The sequence below is a fragment of the Pseudomonas sp. DSV-1 genome, from assembly GCF_035830915.1.
GTDB lineage: Bacteria > Pseudomonadota > Gammaproteobacteria > Pseudomonadales > Pseudomonadaceae > Aquipseudomonas.
In genome coordinates this window covers 2,076,301-2,089,541 of sequence record NZ_JAYMYG010000001.1, presented here as the reverse complement: position 1 = coordinate 2,089,541, position 13,241 = coordinate 2,076,301, and the positions used below count along the sequence as shown (strand labels likewise).

Sequence of the window (13,241 nt, the reverse complement as noted above, 5' to 3'; positions counted from 1 at the left end):
GTTCCAATCGCGAGCAACCCCGCTCCCACAGCACTCATTGACTGACGGGCATTACCCGGTCGAGGTGCTTTTTGGCCAACGCCATCAACCCTGGGTCCTGGCCCGCGCCGTGTGCAGCTTCTTGTAGCTCTCGATCAGGCGCAGATGCTTGTCCAGCCCTTCGAGCTTCATGCTGGTTGGCGTCAAGCCATGGAAGCGCACGGTGCTCTCCACCGACCCGATCGCGGCATCCATCCGATCGTTGCCAAACATGCGACGAAAGTTGGCTTCGTAGTCTTCCAGCTCCAGGTCTTCGTCCAGCTTCATTTCCAGCACAGCATTCACGGCCTGGTAGAACAAGCCGCGCTCTACCGTGTTGTCGTTGTACTGCAGGAACATTTCCACCGCTTCCTTCGCCTCTTCATATTGCTCCAGGGCGAGATAGATCAGCAGCTTCAACTCCAGGATCGTCAACTGGCCCCAGGCGGTGTTGTCGTCAAACTCGATGCCGATCAAGGTAGTGATATCGGTGTAGTCATCCAGCTCGCTTTCCACCAGACGCTCAACCAGGCCTTTAAGATCGTCCAGATCCAGGCGATGCAGATTCAGGATATCGGCACGGAAGAACAGCGCCTTGTTGGTGTTATCCCAGATCAGGTCGTCGGCCGGATAGATTTCCGAATAGTCCGGCACCAGGATACGGCAGGCCTTGGCGCCGAGATGCTCATAGACCGCCATGTACACTTGCTTGCCCATGCCTTCGAGAATCCCGAACAGGGTTGCGGCCTCTTCGCTATTGGCGTTTTCACCCTGGCTGGTGAAATCCCACTCAACGAATTCGTAATCGGATTTCGAGCTGAAGAAGCGCCACGACACCACACCGCTGGAGTCGATAAAGTGCTCGACGAAGTTATTGGGCTCAGTCACCGCGTGACCTTCAAAGGTCGGCTGAGGCAAATCGTTGAGGCCTTCGAAACTGCGGCCTTGCAACAACTCCGTCAGGCTGCGTTCCAGTGCCACTTCCAGGCTCGGGTGCGCACCGAATGAAGCGAACACACCGCCAGTGCGTGGATTCATCAGGGTGACGCACATCACCGGGAACTCACCGCCCAGGGACGCATCCTTGACCAGCACCGGGAACCCCTGCTCTTCCAGCGCCTGGATACCGGCCACGATTCCCGGGTACTTGGCCAACACCTCTTGCGGCACATCCGGCAGGGCGAATTCACCCTCGATGATTTCGCGTTTGACCGCACGCTCAAAAATCTCCGACAGACACTGCACCTGGGCTTCGGCCAAGGTATTGCCTGCGCTCATGCCGTTGCTCAAAAACAGGTTTTCGATCAGGTTGGACGGGAAATACACCACCTCACCGTCCGACTGGCGCACGAACGGCAGCGAGCAGATACCGCGCTCCTCATTGCCGGAGTTGGTATCGATCAGGTGGGAGCCCCGCAACTCGCCCTCGCGGTTGTAAACCTTCAGGCAGTGGGCATCGAGAATCTCGGGCGGCAGCTCATCCTTGCGCCCTGGCTTGAACCAGCGTTCTTCGGGGTAATGCACAAACTCGGCATTGGCGATCTCTTCGCCCCAGAACTGGTCGTTGTAGAAGAAGTTGCAATTGAGCCGCTCGATAAACTCGCCCAATGCCGACGCCAGGGCGCCTTCCTTGGTCGCACCCTTGCCGTTGGTGAAGCACATCGGCGATTGCGCATCGCGGATATGCAGCGACCACACATTCGGCACGATATTGCGCCACGACGCGATCTCAATCTTCATGCCCAGGCCAGCCAGAATGCCGGACATATTGGCAATGGTCTGCTCCAGAGGCAGATCCTTGCCGGCAATATAAGTACCCGCCTCGGAACCGCTTGAAGGCATCAGCAGCGCCTGAGCGTCGGCGTCGAGGTTTTCCACCTCTTCAATCACAAACTCGGGCCCGGCTTGCACCACCTTCTTCACGGTGCAGCGGTCGATGGAGCGCAGGATGCCCTGACGGTCCTTCTCCGAGATATCCGCAGGCAACTCGACCTGAATCTTGAAAATCTGGTTGTAGCGGTTTTCGGGGTCAACAATGTTGTTCTGCGAGAGGCGGATATTCTCGGTAGGAATATTGCGGGTCGCACAGTACAACTTAACGAAGTAAGCCGCGCACAACGCCGACGAAGCGAGAAAGTAATCGAACGGACCAGGAGCCGAACCATCGCCCTTGTAACGGATAGGCTGATCGGCAACCACGGTGAAGTCATCGAACTTGGCTTCAAGTCGGAGGTTGTCGAGAAAGTTGACCTTGATTTCCATGCGGGATTACCAGAATAACCAGACAAATAATTGGCGGCCATTATCCGGTTTTTCAGCGTGAAGTCTTGTGCTTTTGCTTGGCGCCCGCTGGCCGGCCCCAAGCGGACCATGGGCAAAAACTGTAGTCGCAGACGAGCAGCGCGAGGCTGCGATCGACGTGATGCGGCACCCCGACGAAACCGTCGCAGGGCCAAAACTCCCAGCTCGAATGGGCTACCGTGTGATCTGAATTCACGAGGGCTTCGCAAAACCAGAAAACCTTGAGCATCCATTACACCCACCAACCGTGACCACAAACAACAATTCAGTCACTGTTTTGGTGCAACTCAAAGACCCGCCCTATATATATGCACAAACAAAATGCACTTACCCAGATCAAACACTTCATATACAACTCTTATATCTAGAACTAGCACCCCATATTCAAGACAATTAACCCCCTCCCACAACATGTTCATAAAACACTATTTACACAGACATATCAAAATGCCACTATCGATACAAGCAAACCAACCACAAGGTACGGCACGCCCCCTGCACGACTCGCTTTCAGGCCAACTCACACCGGCCAGCGCACACCTCCCCGCCTGTACAAGGCCCAGGCAAGGGTCGCCACACCGCCCTGAGCAGTGCCCGCTACCACAGGGCCCGGCTCCAGGCACCTGCCATTGGGCGGAGTTATTTTTAGTCGGGAACGGCCAAAATGTTATTTATTGTCAGGCAATAAATATTGAAATACGCCTATATAGCCTGAATATAAATCTCTTCCGATTTAAAGGTTGATATTGCAATCGTTTCGCAGTTAATATTTTGCCCGTTCAACTTCGTACCGACCCTTTATCTGTAATAAAGCAGGAGCAACTGTGCTCCTGCCCAGGCCATCGCCACATCATACTGATGCCGGCAGCCTTTATTGATAGGCACAGCCACTCCCTGGACAGGGAGTAATGGTCGTGACGATTCGTTAAGTGCTCTCGCCGGCTGAGCATGTTTGGCACAAAGGAAGCTGCCTTGTTTAAACGAATCTTGATTGTCTGCATTGGCAATATTTGCCGCAGCCCTACCGCCGAACACCTCTTGCGGGTCGCCCTTGCGCCCTCTGACATCGTCGTGAGCTCCGCAGGCCTGAGCGCCGTAAAAAGCAAGCCCATCGAAGCCACAGCGGCGGCCGTTCTAGAAGAACATGGCCACGCCGTGCCTGAACACATTTCTACCCAGCTGACTGCCGCCAAGATAAATGAAGCCGATCTTATTTTGGTCATGGAACAACATCATATTAATGGTGTCCTAAGCCTCGCTCCAGAGGCACGGGGCAAAGTATTCCTGCTGGGCAAATGGCAAGACAACCGCGAAATCAACGACCCGTACCGCCAGGGCAAGCCTGCCTTTGTGCACGCGTACGCACTGATTGACGCCGCCGTAAATGCATGGGCCCAGCGGATCAAACGCTGAGTCATCCCTCGAATTACCGTGAAGATAAGAAACCGACTTATGCAGCAAGCACCCGTGACAAAGCCCCATGAACAAGATGACGATAACGACGAAATCGACCTGATGGGGTTGTTGGGCACGCTCATCGATCATAAATGGCTGATTACAGGCGTCACGGGCGTGTTTATGGCTGCGGGGGTTGCTTATGCCCTGCTGGCTACACCGGTGTACCAGGCTAATGCGTTGATTCAGGTGGAAGCCAAGAAAAACGATATGCTGGGCTTTTCTGATGTCGGAAGTATGCTGGGTAAAGAGTCGCCATCCGCTACAGAAATCGAGCTGATCAAGTCCCGCAGAAATATTGGTGCTGCAGTTGATAATCTGAAGCTGGATATTGAGGTAGAACCCAACCGCTTTCCGCTGATCGGCGAGTTTATGGCGCGACGCTTTAAGCCCGATGCGGAAAATGCCATAGCCAGCCCGCTGTTCGGTATGAGCAGTTACGGGTGGGGCGGCGAAAAGCTGAAGATTGCTGAGCTGGAATTACCGAAGGAGTTGCTGGGCAAACAACTCACGCTTATCAGCGGGGATGCTGGCAGCTTTACCCTGCTGGATGAAGACGACAACGTACTGGCCAAAGGCCAAGTTGGCACGACCATTAATGAAAATGGCGCCAAGCTGCTGGTAGAAACCCTGCAAGCCAACCCTGGAACAAAATTCAGTGTTGTCCGTCAGCCACGCCTGACTACCATCATGGCTTATCAGAAAGCGCTGGATATCGCCGAACGAGGGAAAGAGTCCGGAATGATTGGCATGGCGCTGGAAGATACAGATCCTGCAATCGCCATCCAGACACTGAATGAAATCGCCCGCCTTTATGTACAGCAGAATATTGAACGCACTTCGGCCGAAGCCGCGCAAAGCCTGGGCTTTCTGAAAGACCAACTGCCACAAGTTCGCAAGGACCTGGAAAAAGCCGAAAACGCACTGAATGCCTTCCAGATCCGTAGCAAGTCGATCGATATCAGCCTTGAAGCCAAGGCCATTCTCGACCAGATCGTGGCATTGGATACCAGTATCTCAACCTTGAAACTGCAACAAGCCGAAATGGATCGCAAGTTCACCCCACAGCATCCAGCTTACCGCGCACTGATGGGCCAACTGGCCGAATTGACCGCCAAACAAAACCGTCTGGCCAAGCAAGTCGAAGGCTTGCCTACCACCCAGCAAGAACTGCTGAGCCTGACCCGCGACCTAAAGGTCAGCACTGAGATTTACACCCAGTTGCTGAACAAGTCCCAGGAACTTGATGTAATGCGCGCCGGTGCCGTGGGCAACGTACGCCTAATCGATACCGCCGATGTAGACCTGCGCACTCCAGTCAAACCCAAAAAGCCCCTGATCGTAATGATCGCCACATTGCTCGGCGCCTTCCTGGCCATCGGTTACGTGCTGTTTCGCAAGGCACTAAACCGCGGCGTAAAAAATCCCGATGATATCGAAAAACTTGGCCTACCGGTCTATGCCTCGATCCCCTTCAGCTCGCTGCAAAAAGTTGAAGATGAAAAGAACACCGGCGGTCGCGGCACTCGTGTAACACCATTGCTGGCAAGCAGCCACCCTACCGACCTAGCAATTGAAGGGTTACGCAGCCTGCGTACCAGCCTGCATTTTGCCATGCTGGAGGCGGACAATAACCGCCTGATGATTTCCGGGCCAAGCCCGAAGGTTGGCAAATCTTTTGTCTCTGCCAACCTGGCAGCTGTAATTGCTCAATCCGGACAGCGCGTACTATTAGTGGACGTGGATATGCGCAAAGGTTATATCCATAAAATGTTTGGCATTCCGGTTGAAAATGGTTTGTCCGATCTATTGGCTAAGCGCTGTGACTTGAATACCGCCATTCATAGAACAGAAGTCGAAAATCTTGATGTGATTGGCCGAGGTCAGATTCCGCCAAATCCGTCCGAGTTGCTGATGCATAAAAACTTTACCGAGTTCCTTGATCAAGTAAGTGCCAACTACGACCAGGTAATTCTCGATACCCCGCCATTCCTCGCGGTGACTGATGCCGCCATTGTCGGCCGCCAGTCCGGTACCAACTTGATTGTGACACGTTTTGAACTGAACCCGGCCCGCGAAGTAGAGTTGACCATGCGCCGTTTCGCCCAAAATGGCATCGACCTTAAAGGCGCAATCTTCAACGGCGTTGAAAAACGTGCTTCAGCCAAATATGGCTATGGCGCCTATGGTTATTACAACTACGAATACAAGTCTGACAACGCTTAATTACAGTTTTTTGTTGCATCTAAGAGCGCCTGGCTACTGTTAGGACGCTCTTTTAATGTCTCAAGCTCAAAGTCATAATAGATTACTGCGCAATACACCGCCCTCAGGGACTGGCGAACAATCCTGGGGCGGTAGCGTGCCTGAGCCATAACGCAGCAGAGTAAAGACTACAAAATCAGTATCCACTGCATACTGAGCATAGGTATATACATCTCAAATACTACGCGCCCTCTGAAACTACGAGAACACTATGAAAGATTGCTGTTTTCTATCCGAGCTTATTTGAAAACATATTAAGCCGACAAAAAACATAAATTAGTTTTAATATGTAAATACCTATGCTTACTTAAACAGTGAGCAAAATATCAAACCTCTTATCTTTTTCTACCTGCTATACGCTCAAAGGGAATCGACATGAAAGTCACAGTTTTTGGCATCGGTTACGTTGGCCTGGTGCAAGGCGCCGTCCTCGCCGAGGTCGGCCACGACGTAGTCTGTATTGATATCGATGCCAACAAAGTCGAACGCCTGAAGCAGGGTCATATCCCCATCTACGAACCTGGCCTGGAAGCACTGGTAAAAGAAAATCATGCCGCTGGCCGCCTGAATTTCACCACAGACGCCGCAGCAGGCGTAAAGCATGGCGAAGTGCAGTTTATCGCCGTAGGCACGCCCCCGGACGAAGATGGCTCCGCTGACCTAAAATATGTACTGGCTGTTGCCGAAACCATTGCCCAGTATATGGAAGGCCATCAAATCATTATCGACAAATCCACAGTACCTGTGGGCACAGCCGACAAGGTTAGCGCCAAAATTGCTCAAGTGCTCGCGGCGCGGAAGCGTGAAGAGCTGGGCTTCGACGTGGTATCCAATCCTGAGTTTCTCAAGGAAGGCTCCGCTGTAGCTGACTGCATGCGCCCGGACCGTATCGTTATCGGTACCAATAGCAAAACTGCAGAAGATGTCATGCGCGAGCTATATGCCCCCTTCAACCGTAATCATGAAAAAATCATAGTGATGGACGTACGCAGCGCCGAGCTGACCAAATACGCTGCCAACTGCATGCTGGCCACTAAAATCAGCTTTATGAACGAAATGGCCAATCTGGCAGAAATGCTTGGTGCCGATATTGAAATGGTTCGCCAGGGTATTGGCTCCGATCCACGTATCGGCTACCAGTTTTTGTATGCAGGTGTCGGCTACGGCGGCTCTTGCTTCCCGAAAGATGTACAGGCACTAATCCGTACTGCAGACAGCATTGATTTTGATGCAAAAGTGCTTAAAGCCGTGGAAAGTCGTAATGAATTACAGAAATCTGTGCTATTCAAAAAAATCTCGAAGCATTTTAATGGCGACCTGAGCGGCAAAACTTTCGCTTTATGGGGGCTTAGCTTTAAACCAAATACTGACGATATGCGCGAAGCCCCTAGTCGCGTTTTGATGGAGGCTTTATGGAAAGCTGGCGCTAAAGTTCAAGCCTTTGACCCCGAGGCCATGAAAGAGGCTCAGCGCATTTATGGTAATCGTGAAGACTTAACTCTGTGCGAAACAAAGGAGTCAGCACTTATAGGTGCTGACTCACTAATAATTGTTACAGAATGGCAAGAATTCAAAGCGCCTGACTTTGATTTCATCAAACAGCAAGTAAAATTGGCAATAATATTTGATGGACGAAATCTATTTGACCCTAAGCGAATAAGCAAAAAAGGAATCTCTTACCACTCAATAGGTCGAAACTTTTAAAGTCCCAATTCGACCAAGTCAAAAATCTAGTAAGGCCTAAGCCTGCATTGCACAACATCACAAAACCGACACAAAACAAATACACCCATAATACAACCGAATTAGCAAAAGGAATGTAAGTGCGCAAGCACTTCAAGGGTCTTTTCACCTGCCATTACCCGTATCTGCGGCTTAGGGGAATTTGGCCCTACGGGTAAATCCGTTGTAACTCTCGAAATCCACCGTCTATCGAACGTCCTGAACTACTCATTGGCCATGGTATTCCCAATGGAAGACTTCTATACATTTTATGCATCAGCGAAAATATCGTATTACGATATATCATTCAGATCTTCAATAGCAGTCTTAATATTGCCTTTATTGGCTCAGCATCAATAGCTGTAATAACGCTCAGCCTAAGCAGCGCTCTATCTACACAACACTGACCATACATCGACCGGGTGACCAAGTTCATCTATGCGTTATTCAATACGGCAACAAAACACAACGGGACAATGTTTTTACATCAGGCTATCGAAGCGTTCCCATAACAGACACATACCGTCCTGACTGACAACGGTGCAGTATTTATCGAACAGTCAAGATATCGAAGCGGTACCACAAACCGCTTTTTTTTTTGGGGGGGGGGTATATCGTGTATGTTACGAGTACAACATCAAACACCGGGACTTAAACCCACACCGTTTCAAAATCAATCCACAGCATCTTATTTCGGAACCGTACACCTAGACTGAATTATCAGCAAGAAAACCAATTACACAACCCTCTTCAACAACAATATACAGCGAGACAGCTTTGAAGATATTAATATTTAACTCGGTTTTTTTTCCCACCCAAATAGGCGGAGCAGAAAAGTCCGTTTTAAATCTGGCTGTAGGGCTAAAAAAACTAGGCCACGAAGTCTTTGTTGTTAGTGTTGCGGAGGAAGCTATTGGGATTGAAAAAAAGATTACGGAACCTGGAATAACTTGCTACTACATCGAAAATCTGAATATATATTGGCCCTTTCACTCAAGCGAAAACATTCCACTTCACCATAAAATCACGCAAAAGATTTCAGACATCTATAACTTAAAATACTTAAATCCGCTGCGCAAAATATTTAAAGATGTCAAGCCAGACATAGTTCACACCAACAATTTAAAAGGGATTTCCGTAGTCGCCTGGAAAGTAGCTAAAGAGCAAAACTGCAGAGTTGTTCATACTTTACGAGATTACTACTTACAGTGTTCGAAATGCACAATGAGAAACAGGAACATTAACTGCTTAACAACATGCAGCCCATGCAAAATTTACTCATATCCCAAAAAAATTATCAGCCGCAATGTACACTGCGTAGTAGGTGTCAGTAACTATATTTTAAATACGCACATACAAGATGGTTTCTTTAGAAATTCTCAATGCAAAGTAATTTACAACAGCGCCTTTATTGAGCACTCAAACACAACACCTCGCACATCTATTGGCAGCCCTATTCGGTTTGGGTATATCGGGCGCATTGAGGATGATAAAGGCTTAAGCTTGTTACTTACCCGACTTCAAGAAACACACACAACCTTCAGCTTCAAACTCATAGTAGCCGGCGATGGCGAGCAAAAGATAATCAACCGAATGAGAAGTATTGACTTTGTAGATTACAAAGGCTTTATGAATGCATCTGATTTTTTCAGCTGCATTGATTTTTTAATTGTTCCGTCCCTATGGAACGAACCTATGGGGAGAGTTGTTCCTGAGGCATATTCATATGGCGTACCTGTTTTAGTGAATAAAGTCGGAGGCTTGTCCGAACTAGTAAAAGACAGCATAACCGGATACTACACCGACATTAATTGTAGCGAAGCATTTCGAGCAGCACTTGATAAGTTATACTCAGCAGACTACAAGCAGCTCAGCGAAAACTGCATCCAAGAGTCGCTTACATATTCAAATGAAGTAATGACCAACAAGTATTTAAGCGCTTTTGAGGAAACAATAAATGAATAAAGTTCTTTTCATTACATACCTTGAGGATTTTCGCGAAGACGCAGGAGACAAAATTTATAGTATTAATATAATTCGCGAGCTAGAGAAAATTTTCAACGTCCATGTAATATGTTTCGCTCGCAATGATAAAAAAAACATACTACATACTTCTTCAAAAGGTTCTGCATTCTCCAGCTTATTTAGTATTTACCCATTCGGAATTAGCGCCCATCGAAATTCACAACTAAAAAAAGCAGTCATAAACGCCTGCTTAGAAAACGACTACAAGCATATTTTCCTAGATCACTTCAGACTATTGTGGCTCATAAAGTCAATACAAGGAAATGCCGCAAGTCGCACAGTATACATAAGCCACAACATTGAGCATTTGAGCAGAGCCAACGGCCACAAACTCGAAAAGAACAAACTCAAAAAAATAGCACTATATGCAGACTATTTGAAAACATTATTCTGGGAAAAACGTTTAATACAGCATACGAAATCTTGCTCGGCAATTTCCGAAACAGATGCAGAACTCCTGTCCAAACTTTCAAAAAAAGTATCACTACTCAAACCTGGCTATAGTGGCCCGAGCCTCCAAAACAAAGAATTCGACTCTCTAGAAAATACGGTTATATGGGTAGGAAGTTTTAAATTTTTCGCCAAAAGATTAAATCTACTCGAATTTTGCGATGCGATACAATCCACCACCAAGAAAGTCAACTTCAAATTACTGATAGTCGGCTTGATGGATGATGACTTTTTCAACACTTTGAAAAATCGATATGAATTTTGTCAAGTCCACCCAAATGTAGATAGCGTATTTCCTTATTTGAAAGAAGCAAAGTGCGGCATTATATTTGAGCCTGTCGGCGGAGGCTTTAAACTTAAGTCTCTGGACTATATATTTACTAGAACACCAATTTTTGCTTTGCGTGGTAGCTGCGAAGGTGTTGGATTAGAGAAAGGCATAAGTTTTATTGAGAACGACAGTGCAGAAGAACTAATTTCTTCACTCAACGAATATATTGACTCACCTAACCAACTAAGACAAATCAGCGACTCTGCTTACACTGCCAGCAGCGAAATTTTCTCTTGGAGCAAACTGGTTGGTAATTTTTTAAATGAGCAAAAGTAACCGAAGCATACAGCTATTTTTTTTCTACGCTACATTTTGTGCTGCATATGTAGATTTTCCAATTCTATTATCAGGCCTAGTTGTACCCTCATTTTTGGTTTTAGTATTTTCTATCCCTTTAGTGCTTACTGAAACACGCAACGCAATAAAAAGACCAGAATTTAAAAAACTAATGCTACTACTGGCTTTCCTGACAATCTCGACGATTTTTTTTGGTGAATTCACAAACATTTCAGAAAGATCAAAAGGATTACTTCAAACAGCAACAGCTATTTATATATCCTACATCTCGTACTCATACCTAGCCCGCAACCCATCAACACTAAACAAAGCATCGCAATACTGTTTAGCCTTCATAGTATTATTCAGCATAACCGAAGCAGTTGGAGTAACAAAAGAACTTTCGGACAGCTTTAGGAATTACGTATTTTCTACAGATCTAGTTAACTATCTATATACATCTTCTGATCGCGACTTGAGTTTAGCTGGGTTTGAAAGACCTAAGGTCTTCACCGCCGAGCCATCTTACGCAGCAATAGTATTCTTCACGATGTCTGTAGTGGCAATTAAGACTAACCCGACCCGGAAGACTTTTTTGCTTTTAATGCTAAGCTGCGTAGCAATGGCATATTTGTATCGTAGTCCAATAATCTACTCCACCGCGTGCGTTATTATATATATATATAAAATAGAAAAAAAGCTATACAAGCTGGGAAGTATTGGCGGATTACTATTAATACTTGCACTCGCCGTTACTGCATGGTTCTTACCCTCACTTCTTGAAGCTTTGGGTCGCCCACTTCTTACTGGCGACCTCAACTCACTCGAGCTCAACTCTCAAACAATTCGTTTCTTGGTTCCTATACACACATCATTAGATGTGTTAAGCAATTACCCCCTATTTGGGGTTGGCCTTACAGGTAAGGAAACCATAGAAGCAATCACCACCCTTTACGTTTCAGCGCAATCCGCAATGGGGACAAACAGCGTGTTCACGCTACTAATGTATTTCGGAGCGCTTGGCGCTGCAATCTACATATTCTTATTTTTTAGTCTATTAAAGACAATAGACAAGCACTATCTAATTACCATAGTACCTTGCATCACAATTTACGCAAATATGCTCGGCGGATATGAAACAGTCAAGTACTGGTTTTTCATGTTCATCATTTTCGCTGCCTATAAGAAATCCAATCCAAAAACACAATCTCCAGACCGTCAGCCTCATACCACAACCCACTAAATATCTATCCAATATAACTTATCTAGGTTCAATCATGAAAAAAGCCCTCATCACTGGTATCACCGGCCAAGACGGTTCCTACCTCGCAGAGCTGCTGCTGGAAAAAGGTTATGAAGTACACGGTATCAAACGTCGCGCCTCCTCTTTCAATACCCAGCGTGTAGACCATATTTATCAAGACCCCCATGTCAATAATCGCAACTTTGTTCTTCATTATGGCGACCTGACAGACTCTTCCAACCTGACCCGTATTATCCAGGAAGTACAACCGGACGAGGTTTACAACCTGGGCGCACAATCCCATGTAGCCGTAAGCTTCGAGTCACCGGAATACACGGCAGATGTGGATGCCATGGGTACGCTGCGTATTCTGGAAGCCATCCGCCTGCTGGGTCTGGAAAAGAAAACCCGTTTCTATCAGGCCTCGACTTCCGAACTCTACGGGCTGGTGCAGGAAACTCCGCAAAAGGAAACAACGCCTTTTTACCCGCGTTCGCCTTATGCCGTTGCCAAAATGTACGCCTACTGGATTACCGTTAACTACCGCGAAGCCTACGGTATGTACGCTTGCAACGGCATCCTGTTCAACCACGAGTCGCCGCGCCGTGGCGAGACTTTTGTAACCCGCAAGATCACCCGAGCAATGGCCAATATCAGCCAGGGCCTGGAGCAATGCCTGTTCCTCGGCAATATGGATGCACTGCGTGACTGGGGCCATGCCAAAGACTACGTGCGCATGCAGTGGATGATGCTGCAACAAGATGTGGCCGATGACTTTGTGATCGCTACCGGCGTGCAGTACTCGGTGCGTGAATTTGTACGCTGGTCAGCTGCCGAACTGGGCATTGGCCTGCAGTTCGTGGGTGAAGGCGTCAATGAGCATGCGATTGTTGCCAGCATTGATGGCGACAGGGCCCCGGCCCTCAAGGTGGGAGATATTATCGTCAAGGTAGACCCGCGCTACTTCCGCCCTGCCGAAGTTGAAACCTTGCTCGGCGACCCGACCAAAGCCAAGCAAGTGTTGGGCTGGGTACCGGAAATCACCGCCCAGGAAATGTGCGCTGAAATGGTTCGCGAAGACCTCAAGGTCGCTCAGCGTCACGCATTGCTTAAAGAGCACGGTCATGACTTGCCGGTAGCTACGGAGAACTGAGT

At 48.0% G+C, this 13,241-nt stretch carries 8 protein-coding genes; 7 read left to right on the top strand and 1 reads right to left on the bottom strand.

Annotated elements, in window-relative coordinates:
* Window positions 1-84: 84 nt before the first annotated feature.
* Window positions 85-2,280 carry an OsmC domain/YcaO domain-containing protein gene (locus VSQ83_RS09905; RefSeq protein WP_326426393.1) on the bottom strand — a complete coding sequence of 732 codons (2,196 nt, stop codon included), beginning with the start codon at window positions 2,278-2,280 and terminating at the stop codon, window positions 85-87.
* Between the two features lie 1,011 nt (window positions 2,281-3,291).
* Here VSQ83_RS09905 and VSQ83_RS09900 point away from each other — a divergent pair.
* From VSQ83_RS09900 to gmd, 7 genes are all read left to right on the top strand, one after another.
* Complete coding sequence (locus VSQ83_RS09900) at window positions 3,292-3,732, top strand: low molecular weight protein-tyrosine-phosphatase (RefSeq protein ID WP_176464697.1); 441 nt, start codon at window positions 3,292-3,294, stop codon at window positions 3,730-3,732.
* Between the two features lie 39 nt (window positions 3,733-3,771).
* Window positions 3,772-6,000 (top strand): polysaccharide biosynthesis tyrosine autokinase, encoded by a 2,229-nt coding sequence (locus tag VSQ83_RS09895; protein WP_326426391.1) that lies wholly within the window; start codon window positions 3,772-3,774, stop codon window positions 5,998-6,000.
* A 414-nt stretch (window positions 6,001-6,414) separates the two neighbouring features.
* The gene (locus tag VSQ83_RS09890; RefSeq protein WP_326426389.1) at window positions 6,415-7,743 is read left to right on the top strand and encodes a UDP-glucose dehydrogenase family protein; all 1,329 of its coding nucleotides are present in this window, start codon (window positions 6,415-6,417) and stop codon (window positions 7,741-7,743) included.
* Window positions 7,744-8,538: 795 nt separating this feature from the next.
* Window positions 8,539-9,726, top strand: coding sequence for a glycosyltransferase family 4 protein (locus tag VSQ83_RS09885; RefSeq protein WP_326426387.1), 1,188 nt, complete (start codon window positions 8,539-8,541; stop codon window positions 9,724-9,726).
* Window positions 9,719-10,843 carry a hypothetical protein gene (locus VSQ83_RS09880; protein ID WP_326426385.1) on the top strand — a complete coding sequence of 375 codons (1,125 nt, stop codon included), beginning with the start codon at window positions 9,719-9,721 and terminating at the stop codon, window positions 10,841-10,843. Before VSQ83_RS09885 ends, VSQ83_RS09880 begins: the two co-directional genes overlap by 8 nt.
* Window positions 10,830-12,086, top strand: coding sequence for a hypothetical protein (locus tag VSQ83_RS09875; RefSeq protein ID WP_326426383.1), 1,257 nt, complete (start codon window positions 10,830-10,832; stop codon window positions 12,084-12,086). Before VSQ83_RS09880 ends, VSQ83_RS09875 begins: the two co-directional genes overlap by 14 nt.
* Before the next feature lie 34 nt (window positions 12,087-12,120).
* Complete coding sequence (gene gmd / locus VSQ83_RS09870; protein ID WP_326426381.1) at window positions 12,121-13,239, top strand: GDP-mannose 4,6-dehydratase; 1,119 nt, start codon at window positions 12,121-12,123, stop codon at window positions 13,237-13,239.
* The last annotated feature ends 2 nt before the right edge of the window (window positions 13,240-13,241 follow it).

What these genes read in the sequence shown, in the direction of transcription:
- VSQ83_RS09905 (WP_326426393.1), bottom strand. Translation starts at nt 2,280, where the DNA reads ATGGAAATCAAGGTCAACTTTCTCGACAACCTCCGACTTGAAGCCAAG.
- VSQ83_RS09895 (WP_326426391.1), top strand. Translation starts at nt 3,772, where the DNA reads ATGCAGCAAGCACCCGTGACAAAGCCCCATGAACAAGATGACGATAAC.
- VSQ83_RS09890 (WP_326426389.1), top strand. Translation starts at nt 6,415, where the DNA reads ATGAAAGTCACAGTTTTTGGCATCGGTTACGTTGGCCTGGTGCAAGGC.
- VSQ83_RS09880 (WP_326426385.1), top strand. Translation starts at nt 9,719, where the DNA reads ATGAATAAAGTTCTTTTCATTACATACCTTGAGGATTTTCGCGAAGAC.
- VSQ83_RS09875 (WP_326426383.1), top strand. Translation starts at nt 10,830, where the DNA reads ATGAGCAAAAGTAACCGAAGCATACAGCTATTTTTTTTCTACGCTACA.
- gmd (WP_326426381.1), top strand. Translation starts at nt 12,121, where the DNA reads ATGAAAAAAGCCCTCATCACTGGTATCACCGGCCAAGACGGTTCCTAC.